Source organism: Periweissella fabalis (assembly GCF_012396505.1).
In the GTDB taxonomy this organism is placed as follows: domain Bacteria; phylum Bacillota; class Bacilli; order Lactobacillales; family Lactobacillaceae; genus Periweissella; species Periweissella fabalis.
In genome coordinates this window covers 35,377-60,299 of sequence record NZ_JAAXPN010000011.1, presented here as the reverse complement: position 1 = coordinate 60,299, position 24,923 = coordinate 35,377, and the positions used below count along the sequence as shown (strand labels likewise).

The following is a 24,923-nucleotide window of genomic DNA, read 5'->3' as shown; positions in this document are numbered from 1 at the left end:
TGGATCATAAGTCATGTACTATGATAATTTACTCTAAAAATTTGATATGTTCGAAATCCTAAATAGGACCCCTAAAGAAAATCTTTAGGGGTCCTATTTAGGATTTTTTAGATAGCAGCGACCATCTGGTACATTTTTTAATTAGTGTAAATGTAGTGGGCAGCGTGCTCTGAGATTTGAAGTTGTTCTTTTGAATCTGAGTTTTCAATTACGAGTGGACCTGAAAATGGCATTCTACCAGTAAAGGTCCAGGTAGAAGCAATTGTTATTCCCATTAATTGGAGATATTCGAGAAGTTCAGCATCCTCATTAAAGCCAAGTATTGTAAATTTAGTCCCTTCAGGTAAATCACTTAAATTACGATGAGCAGTAATTTCATATTCGTAATTAGCGGTTGGAATGGGAAGACCATGTGGACAGGTTTTGGGATGATTTAAAAATGCATCTAAAGCAGTTAAAAGTTCATCGTCAGCATTATGATCAAAATGTACAGCATTAGTATATGCATTAGTAGGGGAAAGGTTTAATTTTTCTGAAAAAAATACTTCCATTAATCGATGAATACGGGTTAATCGTAGGGCTGCATGTTTGCCTTTTGGTGTTAATGTAACGCCATAATACGGTTCAACATCAACTTCACCGCTTTCTTGAAGTTTCGCCATCATATTTGAAACTGATGATGGAGTTACGTGGAGATGTTCCGCAATTTGATTATTTGCGACTTGTTCGCGACTCTGACCATATGTAAGTTCAAGAATCGTTTGAAGATAGATCGTTTTTGAAACTGAATCTGCCATGCCTAATACTTCCTTAAGTTGATATGTGTTGAGTGGTAAAAAAAGTAATTATTAATTTTACCTCTTAATTATATAATATTTTTGAGTTAATTATACACAATTATCAAAAAAATCAAAAATTATTTTAAGTAATGTGATAAAAATTATTTAAAAATACAAATATAATATTAAAATTAAGCACCAGAAAACCATACAGCGAAGTAGCATTAATGATAAAATAGTTAATAAGTACTCAGAGATGGAAAGTGAGGTTGATTAATGAAAAAGTATCGAGCATGGAAAATAATAAGTATGGTCGTTGTTGTTATATTATTAGTTGTAGGAGGGATTTTTGCATATACTTATATACGGACCCAAAATTTGATTAATGACAGTTATAAAGCGGCACATAATAAAGAATTGCGAAATCCTAATAGCCAGATAACGAATAACAAACCGATTTCAGTTTTATTACTAGGAACAGATACCGGGGCATTTAATCGAACTGAGCGCGGTCGAACTGACACAATGATTTTAGCAACAATCAATCCTCGGAGTGAACAAACCACGTTATTGAGTATTCCACGTGATACACGAACATCAGTCCCAGGTTTTCCTAACTTAGGGCAGATTAAAATTAATGCAGCATATGCGTATGGTTCAACAGGAACTGCAATGAATACGGTGCAAAAATTAGTTGATAACCCAGTTGATTATTATGTCCTAATTAATATGGGCGGATTAGAGAAGTTAATTGACCAAGTTGATGGTGTGGACGTTAAATCACCATTGACTTTTGATTTTGCGGGTTATCAATTTGAAAAAGGTGAAGAATACCATATGGATGGTAAAAAAGCTCTTGAATTTTCACGAATGCGCCATGAAGATCCTCAAGGAGACTATGGTCGCCAAACACGTCAACGATTAGTAATTACCGCATTAATTAAGAAGATTGCGCAACCTTCAACTTTGGCTAATACTGCATTATTGGAAGAGTTAAATAAAAATGTTCAAACTGATTTAAAATTTAATCAACTTCGCGATCTTGCCTTGCGTTATCGGGGAGCTTCAAAGAAAATAGTTAGTGATCATGTACAAGGACGAGGTCAAATGATCGATGGTCAGGCTTTTGAGGTTGTCTCACCAGATGAACGTGAACGCGTGATTAAGGTCGTTAAAGATTCATTGCATTAAAGTGTATATTAATGGTAGAAACTAGATTGGATGATACCAATCAATCTAGTTTCTACTTTTTTTGAAGGAGCATAGGCATGCGAGTTTTAAAGCGAATTGGTCAAATATTAGCCATAATTATAGCCGGACTTATTATTGTTATTACATTATTATTAACTGTTTCACCAAAACCAAGTGCGAGTTTTTTTGCTCGTGCGTTCAATGGGACGGTTAAAATAACTAATCCTAAAATGTATATAAGAAACCAACAAAATGTAAAGGTGCTATCATCCCTTGCATATGGACAGCAAAAAGATGAAAAGGCTGATATCTATCGTGCTAAAAGTAATCCGAGTAATAAAATAGTGGTGTGGATGCATGGTGGTGGTTTTATTGGTGGAGATAAGTCAGGTATGAAAGAATTTGCTACTAATTTGGTTGGCCAAACTAAAGTAACATTTGTAGCATTAAATTATACTGTTGCCCCAGATGGTAAATATCCAACACAAGTACAACAGTTAGCTAAAGGGCTTAGATTTGTAAAAGAAAATGCTTCGCAGTGGGGGATAGACCCAAGTAAAATGCAAATTATTTTAGGTGGTGATTCAGCCGGAGCCCAGATTGCTGCTCAATATGCTGCATTAGCGACAAATCCAAATTATGCGAAAATAATTCCAGAAGTGACATTACCAGTTAAACAACTTGCCGGGACAGTTTTGTATTGTGGGCCATACGATTTTCGTTTATTCATTGATGATAATAAAGCTAATAAAAGCTGGTTGATGAAATGGTTTGTACATACGATTGGTTGGTCAATGACAGGCAAATTTTTCTGGGATAAAAGCACTTTAGTTGAACAAGGCTCAGTACCTAACAAAGTGACCAGTGCTTTTCCAGCATCGTATATTACAGATGGTAATCGCTTCACATTTGAATCATCAGGTAAGGAATTGGTTAAGCAATTAGATAAACATGGGGTGCCAGTAACGGCACGCTTTTTCCCTAAAAATGAGGCTGTAAATCATGAATACCAGTTTGATTTTGCTTCTCAAAAAGCGCAAATTACATTTGAACAAACTGTTAAGTTTATTGATGCTTTACCACAAAAAAATTAGGTGAATTATGAGATTAAAAGCAGTAAATAAATTAACAGAAAATGAACGTAAGCAAGTATTAATGCTAATTGAGACTTGCCAAAAACATGATCAATTATTTGATATGCCATATTTAGCCAATACGTTTAATCGTTATCCAGATATGCCTGCATTCATTTTAGCTTATCAAGATGAACAGTTAGTTGGTTTTGCGAGCTTATATGCGGCGACTAATTTTGATGCTAATGTGATGCTATATGTTAAACCAGCGTATCGACGTCAAGGGATTGCGACCGCGTTGTTGCAACAAGCTAAGCAGATATGCCAGACTTATGAGTATATTGAGATTGTCATTCAAACAGAAACCCAACAATTGCAGAAGTTACCAACATTAATAACTAAATTTAAGGTAACTCACGATCCAGCGATTGCGGAAGTTTTAATGCAGTGGCAAGCACAGGTCCAACCAATAGTAACTAAAGAAACACCGATTACAGTGCGACCATTTAGCCAGGATGATGTTAAAGCATTAGCTAAAATACATGCGCAAGCCTTTGATGATGAGGTGCATGAAGTTACACGTGACTTAGTGGCAAGTTTTGCCAATCATAATTTACAAGTCTATGTGTTTGTATTAAATAGCCAAGTAATTGGATCAGTAACGATTGAAGTGGCGACACCAACAACCGGCTATTTATTTGGCTATGTGATTAAAAAGCACCAACAAGGGCATGGCTATGGTCAAGCTGCGCTCGTACAAGTTTTAACCTTGATTGCCCAACAAGGAGTTAAAACTTTGAGCTTAGCAGTTGCTAAAAATAACTTACGCGCACAATATATTTATCAAAAGCATGGGTTTGTAACGCAAACAACGTTAGAGTATTTAGTCGGGGCACTTTAGAAAATTATTGGAAGAAATAATATTTCCCACAAAATGACATATCACTGCTATAATATTTAGGACAAGCTTTAAATAGGAGGAATGAGATTTGTTAACTGTTTCAAACGTTAGTGTCAGTTTTTCTGGCCGCAAATTATATGATGAAGTTAATCTTAAGTTTACTGCCGGTAACACATATGGTGTGATTGGTGCCAATGGGGCAGGTAAATCAACATTTTTAAAGGTTTTAGAAGGTAAGTTATCACCAACAACTGGTAACGTATCAATGGGTGCAAACGAACGAATGAGTAGTTTGAACCAAGATCACTTTGCCTTTGATGAATTCGAAGTGTTAGATACTGTTATTCAAGGTCACCAACACTTGTATGACGTGATGAAAGAAAAAGATGCCATTTACATGAAGGAAGACTTCTCTGATGCCGATGGGATTCGTGCCGGAGAATTAGAAGCCGAATTTGCTGAAATGGGTGGTTGGGAATCAGAATCTGAAGCCTCACAACTCTTACAACAAATTGGAATTCCTGAATCAATGCACAACAAGAAGATGGCTGAATTGACGGAATCAGAAAAAGTTAAGGTCTTATTGGCTCAAGCTTTATTTGGTTCACCTGACATCTTGGTCTTGGACGAACCAACTAACGGTTTGGACACCCACACAGTTACGTGGTTAGAAAACTTCTTAGCTGACTATCCAAATATCGTGATTGTGGTTTCCCATGACCGTCACTTCTTGAATGCAGTTGCAACAATGATGCTTGATGTTGACTTTGGTAAGATTAAGTTATTCGTTGGTAACTATGACTTCTGGAAGCAATCAAGTGAATTAGCTGCGCGTTTACAATCAAACGCCAATGCGAAAAAAGAAGAAAAGATTAAAGAATTGCAAGAATTCGTGGCGCGTTTTAGTGCCAACGCCTCAAAGGCTAAGCAAGCGACTTCACGTCAAAAGCAATTGGAAAAAATTACGCTTGATGATATTCAACCATCAACTCGTAAATACCCATGGATTAAGTTTGAAATGACACGTGAAGTCGGTAATGACTTACTCCGGGTTGACAATGTTTCAAAAACAATTGATGGCGTGAAAATTTTGGATAACATTACGTTTGTTGCTAAGCCAGGTGAAAAAGTGGCCTTGCTAAGCCGTTCTGATGTTGCCACAACTACTTTGATGCAAATCCTTGCTGGTGAATTAGAACCAGATACGGGAACTGTAACTTGGGGTGTGACGACACAACGTTCATACATGTCAAAAGATATTAACGATAACTTTGATGAGCCCAAAGCAGTTATTATTGACTGGTTACGTCAATTTGCTTCTAAGGAAGAAAGTGATAACACCTTCTTGCGTGGCATGCTTGGTCGGATGTTATTTTCTGGGGATGATGTTACTAAAGAAATCAACGTCCTTTCAGGGGGTGAAAAAGTGCGGGTGATGTTATCAAAATTAATGTTGCTTAAAACCAACGTTCTTTTGATGGATGACCCTACTAACCACCTTGACTTGGAATCAATTACTTCATTGAATGAAGGAATGATTGATTACAAGGGTTCAATTATCTTCACATCACATGACCGTGAGTTTATTCAAACAATTGCTGATCACATTATTGAAATCAGTGATAAAGGTTTGGTTGAACGCGCTGAAACAACTTATGATGAATTTGTCGGTCACGACGAAGTTCAAAAACAAGTTGATGCTTTATACAACTAATTAAATTAAAAAAGCTAGCTGAATTTTCAGCTAGCTTTTTTAATTTGGTATAATAGATGTACGATTTTAAGGAGGGTGAAAATGTTATTTATTTGTTATTCAAAATGCAGTACGTGTGCTAAAGCCCGGCAGTGGTTAGCTGCTAACCGAATTGATTATCAAGAACGCGATATTAAAACGCAAAACCCAACGAGTGTTGAATTAGCAACTTGGTACCACCAAAGTGGGTTACCATTAAAACGATTCTTTAATACGAGTGGTTTAGTTTATCGCGACCTTGGGCTTAAAGATAAACTACCTACGATGTCGGAAACAGCACAACTTGATTTATTGTCTACTGATGGCATGCTCGTTAAACGGCCGTTAGTTATCAGTGATGATGGTCAAATCTTAGTTGGTTTTAAAGAAGCGGAATGGGAAAAATGTTTTAAAAGCTAAAACAAGATACAAAAAAACCATCTGATTAATCAGATGGTTTTTTGAAACAAAGTCACGGTTACTTTAGTAACAACATGCAAGCTTTATTTAACTTATGGACAGCCAGGGGATCGAACCCTGGACCCACGGATTAAGAGTCCGTTGCTCTGCCAGCTGAGCTAGCTGTCCAAAATATTAAGCTATACAACCACGAAGGTTGAAATGGACAGCCAGGGGATCGAACCCTGGACCCACGGATTAAGAGTCCGTTGCTCTGCCAGCTGAGCTAGCTGTCCAAAATATTAAAGTATGCAACCAAGAGGGTTGAAATGGACAGCCAGGGGATCGAACCCTGGACCCACGGATTAAGAGTCCGTTGCTCTGCCAGCTGAGCTAGCTGTCCAAAATATTAATGGTTGTTCGTAACAACAAAAGATATAATATCACGATAACGAGTACAATGCAAGCGAAAAATAACAATTTATCTAAAATGTTTTGCAAAAAAATTATTTAAAAACGATTGCAGAATGGTAACATCTGTTATGAAAATACTTGCGATTGATGTTATATGTTATAATTAAGCTTAATATAGACTCATGGGGACCAAATGTTTGTAATTATTTTAATGAAACTGTGACAAACACCCCATAACAGTGGAAGGACTATTTGTGATGAGTAAGATACTAGTTGTAGATGATGAACGCCCAATTTCCGACATTATAAAATTTACATTGACGAAGGAAAATTTTGATGTAGTTACCGCCTATGATGGCCTCGAAGCATTGGCTGTATTTGATGAAGAAAAACCTGATTTAGTTTTACTAGATCAGATGTTACCTGAGCTTGAAGGAAAGGAAGTTTTACGTCAAATTCGTGCTAAATCAACCGTACCAGTAATTATGGTTTCAGCAAAAGATTCTGAAATCGATAAGGTAGTTGGTCTTGAAATGGGAGCAGATGATTATGTTACAAAACCATTTTCAAATAGTGAATTAGTCGCTCGTGTGAAGGCAAATCTTCGGCGTCAAGCGACAATACCAGCTGTTGTTGAAGAAGAGGAAAGTAACAGCTCGGATATTGTTATCGGTGATTTAGTGATTCATCCTGAGGCATATATTGTATCAAAGCGTGGGGAAGATATTGAATTGACGCACCGCGAATTTGAATTACTGCATTATTTAGCCCAACATATTGGTCAAGTAATGACTCGTGAACACTTACTACAAACAGTTTGGGGTTATGACTATTTTGGTGATGTCCGGACTGTTGATGTGACTGTGCGTCGTTTGCGTGAAAAAATTGAAGATAACCCTAGTCATCCGGTTTGGTTAGTAACTCGTCGTGGGGTTGGCTACTTTTTACGCAACAATGATAAAGAAGATTAAATAGGAAACACAGTTATTTAGTTAGTGAAGCTAACGGATAATTTGTGGAGGGGAAATTGTGCAACGTTTCTTAAAATTATTTCAATCGATTCATTTTAAAATTGCACTCGTGTTTGCTTTGATGCTCTTAGTAACATTGGAATTTGTGGGTGCTTTTTTTGTGCATCAATTAGAGCAACAAAATCGCAAAAACTTTAGTAGTCAAATTGCGTTGCCAACGTATATTGTCCCGGCTTTAGGTCAGAAATTAACATTGAGTAGTCAAGAAAATGCTAATAGCCAGATTCATTCAGTATTGTCAGATATCAATAATCAGAATATTTCTGAAGTACGTGTTATTGATGCCAAAGGGACAATTAGAGGAACTACTGATGTTAATGATCAAGATATTATTGGCCAAAAAACGACAGATAATAATGTAAAAAATGCGTTGTCACAACAGCGCTATGAAAAAGATATTGTGGAAGTTGAGAATGGCCAACGCTATGAAATTGTGACAACTCCGATAACTACAGTTCAAGATGGCCGTAGTGCTGTTGTAGGGGTAGCGGTAGTTCGTGCCAACATGGAGCCGGTATATCAAAGTATTAATAGCATTACTAAAATTTATGTCTATGCATCTATAGTGGCGATTATTTTAGGTATTATTATGTCAATTGTAATTTCACGTGCAATTACTCGTCCAATCGAAGAAATTAACCAACAAACCCGTCTAATTGCCGATGGAGACTATAGTGGACAAGTCAAAATTTATGGAAATGATGAATTAGGCCAATTAGCACAAGCAGTAAATGTCTTATCAGAACGAGTAGAAGAATCGACTGCTGCTTCAGAATCAGAACGTCGGCGTTTAGATTCGGTCTTGGCACATATGAGTGATGGAGTTATTGCTACTGATCGTCGTGGAATTGTCACAATTATTAATGAGGGTGCTTTGAATCTATTGGGGATTGATAATCTTGATGTTGCAGTTGGTAAATCAATTTTGGATATTTTAAGTATTCGGGGTGAGTATTCATTACGACAATTACTTGAAACGCAAGAGGAACTTGTGCTTGATTTATCAGGTGAAGAACATGAACTTATTTTACATGCATACATTAGTTTAATACAACGTGCTTCTGGTTTCATTTCAGGGCTGGTGATTGTGCTACATGATGTTACCGAGCAAGAGAAAATAGACCGTGAGCGACGAGTTTTTGTGTCAAACGTATCGCATGAATTACGGACACCGTTGACTTCAGTTCGTTCGTACATTGACGCTTTGGTTGACGGTGCATGGCAAGATCCCGAAGTAGCGCCTAATTTCTTGAAAGTTACTCAAGATGAAACACAACGGATGATTCGAATGATTAATGATTTGTTAGCTCTGTCCCGCATGGATTCTGGTACGACAAAGTTAGATTTGGAATATGTTAACTTAAATGAATTACTCAATTATATTCTAAATCGCTTTGATATGATTATTGAAAAAGATGATCAACCAGAAAAACAATATAAAATTGTGCGAGAATTCACTGAGAAGGATATTTGGGTCGAATTAGATACTGATAAATTTACTCAAGTAGTTGATAATTTAATGAATAATGCAATCAAGTATTCACCAGATGGTAGTGAGATTACGGTGCGATTGTTACAGACTAATAATTACGCAATTTTAAGTGTCACGGATGAAGGTTTGGGTATTCCGCGCAAAGATATTTCACGAATTTTTGATCGCTTCTTCCGAGTAGATAAAGCACGTTCACGTAAACAAGGTGGAACTGGATTGGGACTAGCAATATCAAAAGAAGTTGTAACATTGCTAGGTGGCCGGATTTGGGTTGATAGTGTTGAAGGAAAAGGGTCAACATTTTATATCTCACTCCCATTTGAAAAGTATGATGAAGGAGATGATTGGGATGCATAATAGAGATTCACACTTTGTGAAAAAATTTGGAGTTTTCAGTCAGTATATGCTACCAACTTCATTAGTGTTAGTTATTGCAATTAGTTTAGCTTTTACTTGGTTAATTTGGACTAATCCAGCTCATTTTAATAAAAGTATGAACGAAAATACTACGGCAACTGGGCCAACACAATTATCGGCCCGTGTAATAACTGATATTTATGCCCCAACACAAATCATATACACTGATGCTAGTCAAAATCAAAAATTGTTATTTGATCAAAAAATAAATGTAGTTAATGAAGTAATCAAAGATATTCAACCGTGGCATTTCAATAAAATTAAGCAAATAGAAAATGTAACAACTAAAAAGTATGGCCAAATATTAAATCAAAAGAATACCTTAATAATGAATTATCCGGATAGCATTTCTGGAGAAATTTTAAATGATACTTTTAATCAACGGTTATCAATAAGTAGTAAAGTGCAGTTTAATCGAGTTATTGTACCTTTAAATAGTAAATTGGATAAAATATATCTATTAAATGATAATGATTTTACAGTCTATGAAATAAGTGTCAAAGGGGCTAGTACGCGTATTTTGCATACTATTGAGCAAGTAAAGACTGCTATTCCGGTTGTTGAAATTCTGTATCATAAGCATGTATTGTTGATATACCCAGAAGACATTATGTTAAAACAATATTCATATTTGCAAAATAGACAAAGTCAACATTTATTCCTAACAAATTTGTTTAATAATGGTAGTAATGGGGATGTCAAAACACGAAAAACAGTGGAGACAACTACGTATGAAGAAGGTAATGATCGACGAATAGTGTTTGATAATAAGACAGGAATAGTCGATTACCAAAACTTTAATGGTAGTAAGAGTAACGTAAATTTAAATAATTCCTTACATCAAGGATTTAATGATTTATTAGCAATCGGGGTACCCTTAGATAATATGCGTTATTTTGAGACTAATGGAACTGAGAATAGCTTTGTATACCGAACATATGTTGAAGGATTTCCAATATTTAACCAAACACGCTATGGTGCAGTAAAGTTAAGTTATGAAACTCCAGGGACAGAGCATGCGACTTTTTCGCAATATTCTTTGCAAGTACCATTACCAAATAATCAGCCAATGATTAAATTAGATGCTAGTCCAACAGTATTACGACAATTAGTTAGTGCAGGTATTAGTGTTAATAAAGTTCAAGATATGCAAATCGGCTATGAATGGCAAACTGATCCGTCAACTGATATGGTAGTTAATTTACGGCCAGTTTGGTATATCGAAATTGATAATAAATGGCAGCGACTAGAACAATGGTTACAAAAGGGATAGAAAGGTAGGAATAATACATGGACTTTAAACGAATTCAATGGATTTTCTTACTTATTTTTGTAGCAATTGATGTTTTTTTAGGCTTACAATGGTACCAAGGAATTCAGTTCAATACAGTAGATACTGTTGGATCAACTTCAGTGTTAAAAGAAATGCAAGGTGACGATATAAGTTTTAAAAAGCCTTCAAATAAAGTTGGTGAAGGCTTTTATATAGCAGGTCAATACAGCCAAGCGTTTATGTCACAAGCCGGTATAATGCTAAAAGGTACATCAACTACGTATGATAATGATACCGGTACTCTAACAGCTGAACTTAGTATTAATAAAAGATTTAAACTAAACCTTGATAATCCACAACGGACTTTAGACCATTTTATTAGAGAACCAGAAAATGTATTTCACGGTCAAGATTATGTATATAGTGAGGAGTTAAGTCGAATGACTAGACATCAAATTGTATACGTACAAGTGGTGCCCTCAGGTAAAATTTATGATAACAGTGGTGAAGTGCATTTCAATATTGATAGTGATGGGTATGTAAGTAGCTATACACAAACCTATGTCAGTTCACCTAAAATTTTACGAGAAAAAACACCAACAATAAGTGAAGAAAAAGCACTTACGTGGTTATATCAATATAATCAAATTCCTAATAACACAACTATTTTGTGGACTAAATTAGCATATACTAAGCTATTGGATGTTAATGATACAACCGTATATGTACCGACATGGTTTTTTGGTTTAAGAACTAATAATAATGAAGAAATTCATGTTAAGCGGATTAATGCCTTTACGGGAACAATAATTAAAGATACGCCCCAAAAAGTTAATATTAATAAATAATCATCAAGATAAGGAAGTGTTTAAGTGACAGATATTTTTAATACCGATACCCTTAAAGTTAGTGTATTAGCCAGTGGTAGTTCAGGTAATGTAACCTATATTGAAACTCCACAGCGTAAAGTCCTAGTTGATGCGGGTTTATCTGGTAAAAAAATAACCGAATTAATGACTTCAATTGGTCGTTCATTAAATGATGTTGATGCATTGTTTGTAACGCATGAGCATACTGACCATATTAAAGGCGTCGGTATTTTGGCCCGTAAATATGGGATGCCAATTTATGCTAATAATGATACTTGGGGTGCAATGACTTCAAAGATTGGCAAGGTTGCTTTGGAACAGCAAGTAGATTTTGAGCCAGGGAAAGTACTGACCTTGGGTGATTTGGATATTGAAAGCTTTTCAGTATCGCATGACGCAATTAATCCACAATTTTATCAGTTCCATTACTCTGGGAAGAGTTTTGCAATTGTAACAGACACAGGCTATCTTTCAGATCGCTTACATGGGACGCTAGCAAATGCAGATGGATACTTGATTGAAACTAATCATGATATTAAGATGCTAGAAATGGGTAGTTATGCTTGGCCACTCAAACAACGTATCTTAGGTGATAAAGGACATTTATCAAATGAAGACGGTGCCTTAGCTGCGATTGACTTACTGGGGCAACGTACTAAACAAATTTATTTAGGGCATCTTAGTAAGGAAAATAATCAAAAAGTTTTGGCACATTTAACGGTTGAACAAATGATGCAAGCACGAGATATTGGCGTTGATTATGATTTTAAGTTATATGATACTGATCCTAATCAAGCGAGTCCGTTACGAGCAATTTAATTGCATAAACTGTCAAAGTCGTTTAACCTTGATTTAATTTTATGACTTTATTATTAAAGGCATAATTAATGATAAAATTTCTTGGAGGCAAGAGATATGGATAATCAAAATAAAGGCCGTACACGCGGCATTAAGAATAGTTCAACTAAAATTGTCATTACAAGCTTAGTTGCAGGAATGCTCGGTGGTGGTTTAATCATTGGTGGTAATAACGCTTATCAAGCATGGCAAAATAATCAAGATAATCAAGTTTTGAATTCATCTAGCAAAAATGCAGGTGGTGTCAAAGTACAAAAAACAAGTGCTGAAGAAAATAATGCCACAAATGCCTTTAATAAAGTTTCAGGTGCAGTTGTATCAGTGATTAATTTACAACGGCAAAATACCAAAGGGAATAGTTTAGATGCTATCTTTGGCGCTGATCAAGGTAGTAAAAAAGGTGGGAGCCTACAAACGGCTTCTGAAGGATCAGGTGTAGTATTTAAAGAAAGTGATGGAGTGGCATATATTGTTACCAATAATCACGTCGTCCAGGGTTCCAATGCGTTACAAGTGATTTTAAGTAATGGCACCAAGTTAGATGCTAAAATTGTAGGTACTGATCCAACAACTGATCTAGCAGTAATCAAAGTTAGTGCAGCTCAAATTAAGACAATTGCTAAATTTGGTAACTCAGATAATATTAATGTTGGGCAAACTGCATTGGCGATTGGATCACCTTTAGGTACACAATATGCAACTAGTTTGACAGAAGGAATTGTTTCAGCCAAAAAACGCACAGTTGCGGTTATTAATGAACAAGGACAGCAATTAGGAACTGCGAATGTTATTCAAACGGATGCTGCCATTAATCCTGGTAATTCAGGTGGGCCATTGATTAATTTAGCCGGTCAAGTAATTGGTATTAATTCAATGAAATTAGCTAGTGATGCTAATGGTACTAGTATTGAAGGAATTGGTTTTTCAATTCCTTCAAATGAAGTTGTTAACATTATTAATCAGCTAATTGCCAAAGGATCAATTGAACGCCCAGCACTAGGAGTAACGTTAATTGATTTAGCTAATATCGACGTTAATGATCAAAAGAACATTTTAAAATTACCTACCTCAGTTCAAAATGGGGTGGTGATTATCAATACTCTGAATCAAAGTCCTGCAAAGACAGCTGGAATTAAAAAATATGATGTAATCGTGAATATCGATGGTAAAGATATTAAGAGTCAGGCTGATTTACGAGATGTTTTATTTAGTCACAAAATCGGTGATACGGTTGAATTCAAATTTTATCGTGGTAGCAAATTGATGACTACCAATGTTAAATTAACTTTGGATACAACTACTTTGGCTAAAGAAAGTAAATAACTGGTTATTTAGTAGTAAGATTATGTATAAAGAGATATTGTAAGCAAGTTGATTTAGGCATAAATTACTATGTACCTGTGTTTAGCGGTTACTAATTTAATACTAGTAAAATACCCACGAAATTTTAATTTCATGGGTATTTTATATATTATTATTGGTTATTTAATCACCAATAGGCATTCTCGCTATTACATAGCATGGATTGCGAAGTGACTTGATTAAAAAAAACGGGTTAAAAATGAAAATGCACCTGAGTAAACGGCAATTGATAATGGTTTTGCAATTAAAAGAATTACAACAAAGGTCCGCAAGCGCATAGCTGATAGACCAGCTAACATCGATAATAAATCATCTGGAGCCCCAGGAAGTAAAATTGCCACAGCAAAGATACGGGTAAACTTCTGCTGATCTTCAATCCATTTTAGATATTTAGTATGTTGTCCTTCATCGATATAGTTAGCAACAAATTTTTTACCAAAGCGGCGCACTAGTAAAAATGCTAAGGTTGAACCAATAACAATTGAAGAATAATTATATATGAAGCCAAGCCATGGACCAAATAAAACAACACCAGCAGAAAGCGTGATTGTACCGGGGATGATTGGAATCAGAATTTGAAATATTTGCAGAGCAAAGAATATAATGGGGGCTAATAATGGATGGGTATCAACCCCAACTATTGACCGTAAGACTTTAATATCAGTAAATGCGCCAATATACCATAAGTATAGGCCGACCCCAGCTAAGAGAAATAAAACGATATAACTGAGATACTTAAAAATTTGATGCGTCTTGGTGGATTTTGTCATCAAGTATTGTCCAACCTTTCATCTAGTAAGTAGTAACTACAATCAACAATTTTATGAGGGAGCAAGTATATGAAAACTTTAGTTATCGTGGCACATCCAGACTATAAACAATCGGGGACCCAGCAATTTCTATTACACCAAGCTCTACAGATGCAAGATAGTCAGGTGACTTGGCATCTTTTGGATAACGAAAAAAGTTTAGACGTTGAAGCAGAACAACAGCTTTTACGTGAGCACCAACGAATTATTTTTCAATTTCCTTTATATTGGTATAGTTTACCAGCAAATTTACGACAATGGCAAGATGACGTCCTCACACGAGGCTTTGCTTATGGTACGAATGCAGTATTGGCAGGTAAAGAATTTGGAATAGTTGTTTCGCTCGGAGAACCACTTAATGAATATCAAGCTGGTGGTCGCGAACATTATACAATTAGTGAACTTTTAAAACCATTACAAGCAATGGCTAATAAGCTACAATGGCAATACTTAAAGCCGTTGGTCATTAGCCAATTTGAATATATGACTGATAGTCAACGACTCGCATTGGTAACTAATTACCAGCAATATTTAACTTTAAATGATACAAGTTTTGCTGGTCAACAACAATGGTTCATAAAACAATTAACTACAAGAATTAAGCATGCTGATACTGAAATAAAGAAGGCACAATTAACAACGATTAGAGATCAAATTCAAGATAATTTTGATGAATTAGCAGAACTAAGATGGACGGTTGAGTTAATTCGTGACGAGGAGGAGTAATGGAAGAACAAGCTTGGCTAATTACCATATTACAAGATTTGTTGGCAACAAGTATTAAACTAGAGGAACGTGCTTTTTATCAAGGATTAATCGATTTGGCAAATGAGCAAATCAAACGTCTTGATCAAAGTAGTGGTGAATTAGACGGCCGGATTTGGAATCCTAGTCGTTGGGGTTGAGATAATAAAAAAACCATTAAGCTAAATTGAATTGGCCTAATGGGGAATAAATTAATGTTGGTTAACAAGATTTTCAAGCAATTTATTTAATTGCTCGGTAACTTCTTTAGTATGGCTATTACGTAAACTTAAAAAGAGTGAGACAGGATCAACTGCCAGTTGATAATTTTTAGGTATTAAACGATTAAAGACTTGTGAATCATATTTCCAAATCTCAATGGCAACGTTATTTTTAGGTGCTAAACGGGCATTGAATTCGGGTATGTCAACTTTTTTTAAATCATCAGTCAACTGATTACTTGGAATGGCCCAACTGACTAATGTTGTTGGGGCAATTAATGTGAACTTACTCAAAGCGGTTAAATTAGCAAGCTTTCTATTTGTGATATTATCAAGTTCATTGACTGGTATATAAAGTGTTTTTTGTACAGGGCTAGGTAACAGACGTAAAATGTCATTCATCCATGAATTTAAGTCATAACCAGCTGGAATTGCAAAGCTATGATTTCGCGTATAGCCGCTAGTTGAAAGCCAACCTGCATCAACAAAAGTACGTAATGCTCGTGAAATAGTCATCGCAGTAATATTGAGATAATCAGCTAATTGGCGAACCTTAATATGGAATGTATTGCTATCATCATCATGTAACAATTTCCAATAAATAAGAGCTAAAATAATAATTTGTTGATTTTTTGATAATGAAATTAATTGCATTGTTGGTTTAGTAATTTTAACTGGCTTAAGGGAAGGAAGATAGAACCCCATCTGGCTAATAAAACCAAACTGATTTTTAGTCAATAATATTTGTGTATCAATTGAAAAAGAATCTGCTAAAAAAATAATTGGCAAAGGCACATTTTTAAGTAATTGAATTAATTGAATTAAATGATCTTCGTTTAACTCAGCAGCGGTATCAATTAAGACAACTTCTTCTCGATTGATGGTAACATTGGCAAATGAAATTGATGATCGCAATGTTGATGGCATTAAAGCCAACATTTCATTGTTTGGTGCAAAGTCATTTAAAACTAAACCATATTGATTTAATAATTGTTGAACATGTTCCAAAGTCATTCTCCTTTTGTAACAATTTTCAATAAATTATAGCAAATACGCTGTTAAATAACTAGTATTGTTAAAGGATAGTAATTATTTATTATGTTTGCGTAATTATATTCAATAAGCAATCGTTTATTTGTTTAAAAATCTATGGCACTAGTTGACTTTAAAAATAAGTATGCAATAAAATAGGTACTTAAGGCGTATACTTATTTTTAAAGTTTAATATGACTTGAAATATTATGATAGAAATAATAAATTATTTTTGTTCTAAAAATATGAGACATTGCCCCATAAATGCCAACTCATATCCTAAAGTATAGAAAGAATAGGAATTAGTAATGGAAACTCAAACTAATGATAAACAAATCCCGAGTCGGACGCGTAATCATAATCAAAATAAACCACACTCTAAGAAGAAAAAACACACGGGGTTAAAAGTATTCATAACGATAATTGTATTATTGTTATTAGGTGGTGGGGTATTTGCATTTAATATATATCGTAATGCTCGTAATGCGCTTGATGCAACTTATAATCCACTTGCAAAGGGTTTTAAACCTGCCCGTGATGTATCTGATGTCTTGAAACAAGGACGTCCGTTTTCAATCTTATTAATGGGAACTGATACAGGGGATTTTGGGCGGTCATATATTGGGCGAACAGATTCATTAATTTTAGCAACAGTTAATCCCAAAGATAAAACAACCACAATGATGTCATTACCCCGTGATTGGATGATTTCAATTCCCGGTAGCGAAGCATATGGGTTACAGAAGCTTAATGCTGCTTATGAGTTCCCACTAAATGGTAAAGCACACCCAGAAAGTGCTATTTCAACAGTTCAGAGTTTATTAAATGTTCCTATTGATTTCTATGCTGTGGTGAATATGGGCGGATTAATTAAAACTGTCGATAAAGTAGGTGGTGTTGATGTTGTTTCACCATTGTCATTTAACTTTGCTGGATATACTTTTGTAAAGGGTGAAAAATATCATTTATATGGTAAAAAAGCACTAGAATTTTCACGAATGCGTGATGAAGATCCGCAAGGTGATTATGGTCGTCAATTACGACAACGGTTAATTTTGACGGCATTATTAAAGAAGTCAGATAAGGTACAAAGTTTATTTACCCCTGGTTTCTTTGATTCAATTTCAAGTAACATTCGAACAAGTTTATCATTTAATGATATTATGACGTTAGTTGCTAATTACCGTGCAGCTAAAGATGATATTAAATCAACTAATGTTCAAGGAATTCAATATCTTTATCGTGGGCAATCATTCCAAGTTGTATCTCCATCAGCACAACAAAATGCAACTGATTTATTACGAAAATCATTGAACTTAAGCCCAGCTGATACTGGTAATCGTTTCGCAAGTAGCACTCCTGGTCAAGTAATTAATAGAATACCAAGTTATTCGCAAATTGCTAATTCAGGTCAGTAAAAAACCGATGCTAGTAGTGAAAGGACTGTGCTATGAATATTTTTAGGAGTAATTTGCAACTAAAATATATTTTAAAAGTCTAATATAGCCAAAATACCCTCCTGAAGAATTTTCTTCAGGAGGGTATTTTAGTGTTTATTTTCAATAATACTCAATTTTTTGCATATTATCTTAATTTAGTCTTGTTGACGCAATTTGAAATTGTGCCAAGGATGCAGAAATTTGATAAGAATATCAGCAGTTGAGTCAACATGACCAATTAAATTATAATTTGCATGATTATCAAAAGGTTGTAAAACAATTTGTAATTCACCTTTATATTGACCAAAATTATCATTACCAATAATAACGTCTCCTCGCTTAAAGGTAGTTGGACCTTCTTTTGGAGGAATTGATTGATTACGATATTTAACCCGTGGTTGACTTGAGCGAATCATATAGTCAGAGAAATCACCACGATATTGGTGCAGTTCTTCAAAGGCAATTGTACGTTCTAAATCGCTAATAGAATTGTTAATAATAATAGGTAGCGTCATTGTAGGTTCGTTAAAGACTTCACTGGCAAGTTTTAAGTCTTTATCATTGACTAGTGAACTACTAATGATAATATCATCGATTAAATTGGTAGCTTTTAGGAAACGAACTTGGGTGGCAAAGTCCATCGTTCGTTCACATTCTGCTGTCACCATTAAATCAGCAAACGGCCATGGGCCAACTGATCCTGATGGTGTATCAACAAAAGCTGCAGTAGTTAATTGATATTTTTTGTATTGAGCAGAAGTAGCTAATAAGTAATCGTTTCCTAAGCCAGAATAAGGTTGTGGATAGAAATTATGACAGCCAGTTAAATTGTTACGATTAGCACCAAAATCCATAATCATATCAATATAATGTTGGCCTCGTGAGATATTAATTTCAATCTTAATATTATATGGATTTTGTGTCATTAAAGCTTCTTCGTGACCAGTAAATCCTTCGTCTAAACGAACAGCAGTAACACCTAAATCGTGGAAAAAGCCTAAATCTTGAGGGTTGATTCCGATTTCATGGAGCACAGCAGGATTAACATCAATACTAGTTTCAAAACCAAGAGTATTACCATATTGGATGATATCTTTAAAGTTAGTAATGGTTTCGTCAATTGAATCTCGAACTTCAAGCATTGAGGTAAAAATTCGACGATACCCTAAAGCAGATGCTCGATCAAGATAATTTTTCATCTCATTAAATGATGATTTGGACGGATAAATAGAAATTCCTAACTTAGGCATTTTCGACCTCTTTCTTTTGTTGATCTAAATCAATAATTTTAACAAATGGAAGGTAGAGTAAAGTATCCAAAATAAGGAGTACAATTTGGAGTACAGCACCAGAAATATGTGAACCAGTTGCTAAGAATCCAGAGATTATTGGTGGCATTGTCCACGGAATGACAATACCAACGGTAGCATGAACCAAGCCACTACTCATAGCAACATAAGCAATGATGGCATTTAAAGCCGGAACTATTAAAAATGGGATTAGCAATTTAACATTCAAGACAACTGGAATTCCAAACATTGTTGGTTCATTAATATTAAAGATTCCAGGAGCAGTAATTAAACCACGTAATGTTTTAAATTGTGTACTCTTTGCAACTAGCCAAAATGAAATAACAAGACCAATCGTTGCACCACCACCACCAAGATAAACAAATAAGTCCATAAATGGTTGAGTAACAATATGTGGCATAACAGCATTAGCATCTTTAGCATAAACTTTAGCGTTTTCAGCCATTAACCCAAGCCATATTGGTGACATAATCGCTCCAGTTAAGTTACCACCATGGATTCCAATAAACCAAAATAGAGATGTTAACATGGCTACAATGATGGCCCCGATTAGTGAACCACCAAAAGCTGATAATGGTTTACCAAGAATAATTTGCAAAATTTGGTGAATATCATGGAAAGGTGTAGCAGCTAGACCAGCATAAATTAATCCCCAGAAAACAATAATGACAAAGCCAGGAATTAATGCAGCAAAAGAACTGGCAACTGCAGGTGGAACTCCATCAGGCATTTTTATTTGAATATGGTGTTTAACAAACCACTCAAAAATTTTAGTAGTAATTAAACTAACTAAAATTGCTGCAAACAAACCAGTCGCACCCAAGTAATTGTAACCAATTCCTTCAATCATATCCTTAGTTACAATGCTTGGTGTTAATAATATGAAGCTTGCTAGAGCAAGAATTCCATTTGAAACTGGATCAATTTTAAGTGATTGTGCATAGCGATAAGCAATTCCAAAAACTGAAACAATTCCCATTAAACCAAATGATGCATTATTAACTTTAACTAACCAGTTGAAAACACCAGTTGCAATTAACCAGTTTTTAAAACTATCAATGGCAAAACCATTGGCAATTAAAAGTGCTAATGAACCGACGATGATCAACGGCATTGATAAAGCAATTCCATCACGAATAGCATTTAAAGCCCGATTAGCAGCTAATTTTGAGCCAATAGGCGTTAAGTATTTTTCAAGGAACTTAGTAATATTGTCCATAGTGTACATTTTCCTTTCTATTAATAATTCAATTGTAAGCGTTTTCAACAAAAGTGTTAAGCTTTTTTTAATAAAAAATAATATTTTCATAGTATTTATTAAATGTATACATATTAAGAACACTGCTAATGGTAGGGTAAATAGTAAAATATTGTAAAAGGTATAAAATAAAAATAGTTATTCTAAATACGACAAATACCTCCCTGAATAATTTTTCTTCAGGGAGGTATCTTAATGTATATTGTCAATATCGCTCAACTTTTGTTACAGGCTATTTAAATTAATTAATCTTGAAATCCTTCAGATTCTTCAATAGCTGCTTTAAGAGTTGTTAAATCAATTTCATGATTACGAAATTCAGGATCACTAATTGGGAAATGTTGTTCAAGACCGTCAAAAACTTCAAATGATCCTTCAAGATCGGTACCAACAAAGCTCAAGAGATGACCACCAAATTGGTGATCGTCACTTAAGAAATGTAAGTGCCAACCAGCTGCAGTAACGTTACCAAATAATTCTGGTGCATAATAACCAATAATAGTACCAGTAACATCTTTGGTATCAAAGATAGGTTGATTTTTAGTAACAGCTAACAAACTTGGGTATGGTTTTTCTTGCTTAGGCGCAACACGTACCTTTACTGCATTGAAGGTACCATGAAGCTTAATTGCTGCAAAGACGTTTTTTAAATTTTTCTCAGTTGCAAATGCTTGGTTTAAAAGCGTAAAATCAGCCTTTGCTAACTTTAATGGTTGTTCATTTATAGATGGGGTGTGAACAGATGCAAATGGTAAAGTTGTACTCATATCAGTGATATGGTTAACAGTTCCAGTTTGGTCAACTTGATACACATCATTATCTAAGATAATTACTTCACCATCGAGACCAGTAAATGTACCTAAACCATAATTACCGTGTTTAAGAAGTTCTTCTAAAGTGATGGTACCGTCTAATTTAGCGGCAATTAAAACTTCAATGGTACTGTGTTCAAATAAATTACTCATTGTGTACTCCTTATAGATAATCATTTTAATTAAAAAGGGGTTATGACATAACCCCTTTTTTAGTAGTATATAAAGTTGTTGCTACGCAAGTCTAGTCTTTACGAGTAAACTTAACAATTGCTTCAACACGTGCCGTTTGAGGGAACATATCAATTGATTGAATATATTCAACATTGTAAATTTTAACTAAATCTACTAAGTCACGTGCAAGGGTTGAAGGGTTACATGAGATATAAACGAATTTTTTCGGTTTAACATCTAAAATGGTTGTTCGTAATTGTTCATCTAAGCCTGTTCGTGGCGGATCAACAATAATAGCATCTGGGATCCAACCTGCAGCTACCCAGTTAGGAATAAGATACTCAGCTTCACCTACGAAGTATTCAGCATTTGTAATTCCGTTTAATTTTGTGTTCCGATTAGCATCGGCAATTGCTTCTGGAACAGTATCCATTCCACGAACTTCACCAACTTTATCGGCAACCGCAATTCCAAGCGTGCCGATTCCTGAATAAGCATCAATTAAACGATCAGCTGATGTTAGATCAAGTGCTTCAAGTGCTTCACGATATAAACGAGCCGTTTGCTTTGGATTGAGCTGCAAGAAGGCTCGTGGTGAAAGTTCAAAGAATTTACCGTTGATTTGCTCAGTGATGTATTTCTTACCATCAAGATGCACCGTTTCCGGACCCCAAATTAATGAAGTTTTCTCAGGATTAATATTTTGATTAATTGAGGTAACTTGTGGTAATTTTTCATGAATGGCTGTTAGTAAGGCACGAAGTTGGGGGAATTTCTTTGAAATCGTGACAAAAGTAACTTGGACTTCCCCAGAATATTCTGATACTCGGACAATAATTGATTTAAGAATTCCTGAATCAGCCCGTTCATCATAGATAGGAATACTTAAGGTTTCCAAAATTGACCGAATTCCACGCATAACTTTCATTGTAGCTGGATGTTGGGTAGCAACATCTGGCAAGTCAACCAGTTCATGAGTACCAATCTTAAACATTCCCACAGCAATACGATCATCAATCATACGAACTGGGAATTGAGCTTTATTACGGTAATGGTAAGGGTTATTCATACCAATAGTTGGTAAAAGTTTGAATTTATTAAAACCACGGGGTTTAAACTTCTCCAAAGATTGTGCAATAACATCAACTTTATAATCAAGTTGCGCTTGGTAATCCATATGTTCAAGATCAAAACCACCAACTAAACCAGCATATTGATCACGTGGAGTCACCCGATCAGGTGAAAATTCACGGACCTTATGAATTTTTGCAACAAGGTAGTGGGGTTCAATGTCAGTAACTTCAGCAATCACGACTTCATCAGGAAGAGCACCAGGGACAAACGTGATTTTACGTTTGTAATAACCAATTCCTTCACCATTAATACCAAGTCTTTTAATAGTTAGTGGGAAGCGTTGACCAATTTCAACAGTGGGTTCCACAGTTGGTTGATTTGACTGTTGTGGGCGACGTTTAAACGGTGGCCGAGTAGGGCGAGATGTCCGTTTATTATTATTATTAGAATAAGCCATAAAAACTCCTCATTAGAGATACAAAGTTCAATTAAGAACAGCTACGACGCCAAAAGGCAAATAAGTACTTGCTAATTATAACGCGATTTGCGTTATGATAGCGAATAATTTAGTAGAAAATATCACAAAGAGCAATAAAAAAAGCGTCTAGGACGCTTTTTTTTAGAACTCAACTTGATCAGCATCTTTATGGAAACCAAATTTTCCACGAAGATTGTCAATCGTTGCAGTATCTTTAGCACTAAGTTCAAAGTCAAATAATTGGCCATTTTCAATGATTCGTTCGGCGTGGGTTGATTTTGGAAGTGGTAAAAAGCCTTTGTCTAAACTCCAACGAAGCACAACTTGAGCAACCGTTTTGTTTAGGCGATTTGCAACAGCTTTAACTTCAGGTAAGTCAAAGATTGCTCCTGTACCAAGTGGTGAATATGCTTCATTCAAGATACCATGAGCTTTATTAAAAGCAACAACTTCATCATCGGTATCTGAAGGATTGAGGAATAATTGGTTAACCATTGGTTTAATAGTTGCTGTTTTAAACAATTCTTCTAAGTGATGAATTTGGAAATTAGATACGCCAATAGCTCGTGTTAAGCCATTTTGGTAAGCTTCTTCCATTGCCCGCCAAGAATCAGCATTGCGTTGTTGCCATTCATTTCGAAAATCAATAGGATTTGGCCAGTGGATTAAATATAAATCAACATAATCTAAGCCAAGCTTTTTTAAAGATAACTTTAAAGCGGCCTGTGTTTCAGCATAACCATGATCAGTATTCCAAAGTTTAGTTGTTATAAATAAATCTTCTCGAGGAATACCTGAATCAGCAATGGCTCGCCCAACAGATTCCTCGTTACCATAAATTGCGGCTGTATCAATATGACGGTAACCAGCTTTTAAAGCGTCTAATGTTGCTTGATAAGCAACGTCACCATCAGGGGTTTGCCAAGTACCAAATCCTAATACGGGAATTTTGACATTATTTGCCAAAGTAAATGTATCGGTAAGTGCCATTTAAAATAACCTCAATTCTTAATTTTATAACCATATACTACCATTAAAAAGTAAGTAAATACACAAATACAAGTAATTACTTTTTAATTTAATGAGCTAATTCATATGACTTGAATTTTGCTTCAAGAACTTTTTGTCCCTTTGAAAGAATCGTTGAGAATAGTGCATATACTGCTGCGGCAACAATATAAGTATCTAGAATTTGGAAATTAGTAGCTGCTGTTTGTTGAGCAAGTTGCATAATTTCAATTAATGAAATGGTCGAAGCCAATGAGGTATCTTTGACTAATGAAATAAATGTGTTACTTAATGGTGGAACAGCGATACGAAAGGCTTGCGGTAAGATGACATATAAAAAGGTTGTTTTAGTTCCCATTCCAAGTGAACGTGCAGCTTCAAATTGTCCTTTTGGGACCCCACCGATTGCCCCACGGATAGTTTCAGAAGCATAGGCTCCAGTATTCAGGGTAAAACCAATAATGGCAGCTGGCCAAACTCCTAAACTAAGGTTAGGGAAGGCTTTAGGAATACCATAAAAGATAATATATAGTTGCAATAGCATTGGTGTGCTTCGAAAAAGCCAAATGTAAAAATGATTAATTTGTTGAATAAACCAAACTAATGTAAATCGCCGGGTATCTGCTAAATTAATGAATGCAGAGATTGTTCCAACAAGTAGGCTCAAAATAAATGTAATAATTGCTAAAGGAACGGTTGTTTTCAAGCCAATAACTAAAAATTGGAAGAAATGATCCTTAAAAATTTCAAGTAACATAAGATTTCCTTTCTGT

23 protein-coding genes and 3 tRNA genes are annotated in these 24,923 nt (G+C 35.2%); 14 read left to right on the top strand and 12 right to left on the bottom strand.

Annotated elements, in window-relative coordinates:
- Positions 1–137 precede the first annotated feature (137 nt).
- Positions 138–797, bottom strand: a complete 660-nt coding sequence (locus HF964_RS09015) for a metal-dependent transcriptional regulator (protein ID WP_168722719.1) — start codon at positions 795–797, stop codon at positions 138–140.
- Positions 798–1,055: 258 nt separating this feature from the next.
- Here HF964_RS09015 and HF964_RS09010 point away from each other — a divergent pair, with 258 nt between their 5' ends.
- The 5 genes from HF964_RS09010 to HF964_RS08990 all read left to right on the top strand — a co-directional run bounded on the left by HF964_RS09010 (position 1,056) and on the right by HF964_RS08990 (position 6,096).
- Positions 1,056–1,970, top strand: a complete 915-nt coding sequence (locus tag HF964_RS09010) for an LCP family protein (RefSeq protein WP_168722718.1) — start codon at positions 1,056–1,058, stop codon at positions 1,968–1,970.
- Between the two features lie 77 nt (positions 1,971–2,047).
- A complete protein-coding gene (locus HF964_RS09005; protein WP_168722717.1) occupies positions 2,048–3,064 on the top strand; it encodes an alpha/beta hydrolase in 1,017 nt (338 codons plus the stop codon).
- A 7-nt stretch (positions 3,065–3,071) separates the two neighbouring features.
- Positions 3,072–3,944 (top strand): GNAT family N-acetyltransferase, encoded by an 873-nt coding sequence (locus HF964_RS09000; protein ID WP_168722716.1) that lies wholly within the window; start codon positions 3,072–3,074, stop codon positions 3,942–3,944.
- Between the two features lie 88 nt (positions 3,945–4,032).
- A complete protein-coding gene (locus tag HF964_RS08995) occupies positions 4,033–5,658 on the top strand; it encodes an ABC-F family ATP-binding cassette domain-containing protein (RefSeq protein ID WP_168722715.1) in 1,626 nt (541 codons plus the stop codon).
- Between the two features lie 81 nt (positions 5,659–5,739).
- Positions 5,740–6,096 (top strand): arsenate reductase family protein, encoded by a 357-nt coding sequence (locus HF964_RS08990; RefSeq protein ID WP_168722714.1) that lies wholly within the window; start codon positions 5,740–5,742, stop codon positions 6,094–6,096.
- 95 nt (positions 6,097–6,191) lie between these two features.
- Here HF964_RS08990 and HF964_RS08985 read toward each other — a convergent pair.
- The 3 genes from HF964_RS08985 to HF964_RS08975 form a co-directional block, all read right to left on the bottom strand.
- A tRNA-Lys gene (locus HF964_RS08985) sits at positions 6,192–6,264 on the bottom strand.
- Between the two features lie 34 nt (positions 6,265–6,298).
- Positions 6,299–6,371 (bottom strand) — tRNA-Lys (locus HF964_RS08980).
- A 34-nt stretch (positions 6,372–6,405) separates the two neighbouring features.
- Positions 6,406–6,478: transfer RNA gene (locus HF964_RS08975), tRNA-Lys, on the bottom strand.
- Positions 6,479–6,746: 268 nt separating this feature from the next.
- Between HF964_RS08975 and yycF the strand changes: the two genes are divergently transcribed.
- The 6 genes from yycF to HF964_RS08945 all read left to right on the top strand — a co-directional run bounded on the left by yycF (position 6,747) and on the right by HF964_RS08945 (position 13,752).
- Positions 6,747–7,460 carry a response regulator YycF gene (gene yycF / locus HF964_RS08970; RefSeq protein ID WP_168722713.1) on the top strand — a complete coding sequence of 238 codons (714 nt, stop codon included), beginning with the start codon at positions 6,747–6,749 and terminating at the stop codon, positions 7,458–7,460.
- 58 nt (positions 7,461–7,518) lie between these two features.
- On the top strand, positions 7,519–9,369 hold the full coding sequence (gene walK, locus HF964_RS08965) for a cell wall metabolism sensor histidine kinase WalK (RefSeq protein ID WP_168722712.1): 1,851 nt from the start codon (positions 7,519–7,521) through the stop codon (positions 9,367–9,369).
- Complete coding sequence (locus tag HF964_RS08960) at positions 9,362–10,702, top strand: YycH family regulatory protein (protein ID WP_168722711.1); 1,341 nt, start codon at positions 9,362–9,364, stop codon at positions 10,700–10,702. The genes walK and HF964_RS08960 overlap by 8 nt, the downstream gene beginning before the upstream one ends.
- A gap of 17 nt (positions 10,703–10,719) precedes the next feature.
- Positions 10,720–11,550: a two-component system regulatory protein YycI gene (locus HF964_RS08955; RefSeq protein ID WP_168722710.1), complete on the top strand. Its 831-nt coding sequence runs from the start codon at positions 10,720–10,722 to the stop codon at positions 11,548–11,550.
- A 24-nt stretch (positions 11,551–11,574) separates the two neighbouring features.
- Positions 11,575–12,390, top strand: a complete 816-nt coding sequence (locus tag HF964_RS08950; RefSeq protein ID WP_168722709.1) for an MBL fold metallo-hydrolase — start codon at positions 11,575–11,577, stop codon at positions 12,388–12,390.
- A 96-nt stretch (positions 12,391–12,486) separates the two neighbouring features.
- The gene (locus HF964_RS08945) at positions 12,487–13,752 is read left to right on the top strand and encodes a S1C family serine protease (protein WP_210727023.1); all 1,266 of its coding nucleotides are present in this window, start codon (positions 12,487–12,489) and stop codon (positions 13,750–13,752) included.
- Positions 13,753–13,970: 218 nt separating this feature from the next.
- Here HF964_RS08945 and HF964_RS08940 read toward each other — a convergent pair whose 3' ends face one another.
- Positions 13,971–14,561: a TVP38/TMEM64 family protein gene (locus HF964_RS08940; protein ID WP_168722708.1), complete on the bottom strand. Its 591-nt coding sequence runs from the start codon at positions 14,559–14,561 to the stop codon at positions 13,971–13,973.
- 69 nt (positions 14,562–14,630) lie between these two features.
- Between HF964_RS08940 and HF964_RS08935 the strand changes: the two genes are divergently transcribed.
- Positions 14,631–15,326, top strand: a complete 696-nt coding sequence (locus tag HF964_RS08935) for an NAD(P)H-dependent oxidoreductase (RefSeq protein ID WP_168722707.1) — start codon at positions 14,631–14,633, stop codon at positions 15,324–15,326.
- Positions 15,326–15,505: a hypothetical protein gene (locus HF964_RS08930; RefSeq protein ID WP_168722669.1), complete on the top strand. Its 180-nt coding sequence runs from the start codon at positions 15,326–15,328 to the stop codon at positions 15,503–15,505. The genes HF964_RS08935 and HF964_RS08930 overlap by 1 nt, the downstream gene beginning before the upstream one ends.
- Before the next feature lie 51 nt (positions 15,506–15,556).
- Here the strand turns inward: HF964_RS08930 and HF964_RS08925 are convergent, their stop codons facing one another.
- A complete protein-coding gene (locus HF964_RS08925; RefSeq protein WP_168722706.1) occupies positions 15,557–16,573 on the bottom strand; it encodes a helix-turn-helix domain-containing protein in 1,017 nt (338 codons plus the stop codon).
- Positions 16,574–16,905: 332 nt separating this feature from the next.
- Here HF964_RS08925 and HF964_RS08920 point away from each other — a divergent pair, with 332 nt between their 5' ends.
- The gene (locus HF964_RS08920; RefSeq protein ID WP_168722705.1) at positions 16,906–18,015 is read left to right on the top strand and encodes an LCP family glycopolymer transferase; all 1,110 of its coding nucleotides are present in this window, start codon (positions 16,906–16,908) and stop codon (positions 18,013–18,015) included.
- Positions 18,016–18,191: 176 nt separating this feature from the next.
- Here the strand turns inward: HF964_RS08920 and HF964_RS08915 are convergent, their stop codons facing one another.
- From HF964_RS08915 to HF964_RS08890, 6 genes are all read right to left on the bottom strand, one after another.
- Complete coding sequence (locus HF964_RS08915; RefSeq protein WP_168722704.1) at positions 18,192–19,286, bottom strand: DUF871 domain-containing protein; 1,095 nt, start codon at positions 19,284–19,286, stop codon at positions 18,192–18,194.
- Entirely contained in the window at positions 19,279–20,565 is a 1,287-nt protein-coding gene (locus HF964_RS08910; protein WP_168722703.1) for a PTS sugar transporter subunit IIC, read from the bottom strand. Before HF964_RS08910 ends, HF964_RS08915 begins: the two co-directional genes overlap by 8 nt.
- 284 nt (positions 20,566–20,849) lie before the next feature.
- Complete coding sequence (gene budA / locus HF964_RS08905; RefSeq protein WP_168722702.1) at positions 20,850–21,569, bottom strand: acetolactate decarboxylase; 720 nt, start codon at positions 21,567–21,569, stop codon at positions 20,850–20,852.
- A 91-nt stretch (positions 21,570–21,660) separates the two neighbouring features.
- Positions 21,661–23,121 carry a 23S rRNA (uracil(1939)-C(5))-methyltransferase RlmD gene (gene rlmD, locus HF964_RS08900; RefSeq protein WP_168722701.1) on the bottom strand — a complete coding sequence of 487 codons (1,461 nt, stop codon included), beginning with the start codon at positions 23,119–23,121 and terminating at the stop codon, positions 21,661–21,663.
- A 162-nt stretch (positions 23,122–23,283) separates the two neighbouring features.
- Positions 23,284–24,132 carry an aldo/keto reductase gene (locus HF964_RS08895; RefSeq protein ID WP_168722700.1) on the bottom strand — a complete coding sequence of 283 codons (849 nt, stop codon included), beginning with the start codon at positions 24,130–24,132 and terminating at the stop codon, positions 23,284–23,286.
- Positions 24,133–24,220: 88 nt separating this feature from the next.
- The gene (locus HF964_RS08890; protein ID WP_168722699.1) at positions 24,221–24,907 is read right to left on the bottom strand and encodes an amino acid ABC transporter permease; all 687 of its coding nucleotides are present in this window, start codon (positions 24,905–24,907) and stop codon (positions 24,221–24,223) included.
- Between the last annotated feature and the right edge of the window lie 16 nt (positions 24,908–24,923).

Bases quoted from the DNA above. Each gene is read 5' to 3' on its own strand.
- HF964_RS09015 (WP_168722719.1), bottom strand. From the start codon at position 797: ATGGCAGATTCAGTTTCAAAAACGATCTATCTTCAAACGATTCTTGAA.
- HF964_RS09010 (WP_168722718.1), top strand. From the start codon at position 1,056: ATGAAAAAGTATCGAGCATGGAAAATAATAAGTATGGTCGTTGTTGTT.
- HF964_RS09005 (WP_168722717.1), top strand. From the start codon at position 2,048: ATGCGAGTTTTAAAGCGAATTGGTCAAATATTAGCCATAATTATAGCC.
- HF964_RS09000 (WP_168722716.1), top strand. From the start codon at position 3,072: ATGAGATTAAAAGCAGTAAATAAATTAACAGAAAATGAACGTAAGCAA.
- HF964_RS08990 (WP_168722714.1), top strand. From the start codon at position 5,740: ATGTTATTTATTTGTTATTCAAAATGCAGTACGTGTGCTAAAGCCCGG.
- yycF (WP_168722713.1), top strand. From the start codon at position 6,747: ATGAGTAAGATACTAGTTGTAGATGATGAACGCCCAATTTCCGACATT.
- HF964_RS08960 (WP_168722711.1), top strand. From the start codon at position 9,362: ATGCATAATAGAGATTCACACTTTGTGAAAAAATTTGGAGTTTTCAGT.
- HF964_RS08955 (WP_168722710.1), top strand. From the start codon at position 10,720: ATGGACTTTAAACGAATTCAATGGATTTTCTTACTTATTTTTGTAGCA.
- HF964_RS08945 (WP_210727023.1), top strand. From the start codon at position 12,487: ATGGATAATCAAAATAAAGGCCGTACACGCGGCATTAAGAATAGTTCA.
- HF964_RS08940 (WP_168722708.1), bottom strand. From the start codon at position 14,561: ATGACAAAATCCACCAAGACGCATCAAATTTTTAAGTATCTCAGTTAT.
- HF964_RS08935 (WP_168722707.1), top strand. From the start codon at position 14,631: ATGAAAACTTTAGTTATCGTGGCACATCCAGACTATAAACAATCGGGG.
- HF964_RS08930 (WP_168722669.1), top strand. From the start codon at position 15,326: ATGGAAGAACAAGCTTGGCTAATTACCATATTACAAGATTTGTTGGCA.
- HF964_RS08920 (WP_168722705.1), top strand. From the start codon at position 16,906: ATGGAAACTCAAACTAATGATAAACAAATCCCGAGTCGGACGCGTAAT.
- HF964_RS08915 (WP_168722704.1), bottom strand. From the start codon at position 19,286: ATGCCTAAGTTAGGAATTTCTATTTATCCGTCCAAATCATCATTTAAT.
- HF964_RS08910 (WP_168722703.1), bottom strand. From the start codon at position 20,565: ATGGACAATATTACTAAGTTCCTTGAAAAATACTTAACGCCTATTGGC.
- budA (WP_168722702.1), bottom strand. From the start codon at position 21,569: ATGAGTAATTTATTTGAACACAGTACCATTGAAGTTTTAATTGCCGCT.
- rlmD (WP_168722701.1), bottom strand. From the start codon at position 23,121: ATGGCTTATTCTAATAATAATAATAAACGGACATCTCGCCCTACTCGG.
- HF964_RS08895 (WP_168722700.1), bottom strand. From the start codon at position 24,132: ATGGCACTTACCGATACATTTACTTTGGCAAATAATGTCAAAATTCCC.
- HF964_RS08890 (WP_168722699.1), bottom strand. From the start codon at position 24,907: ATGTTACTTGAAATTTTTAAGGATCATTTCTTCCAATTTTTAGTTATT.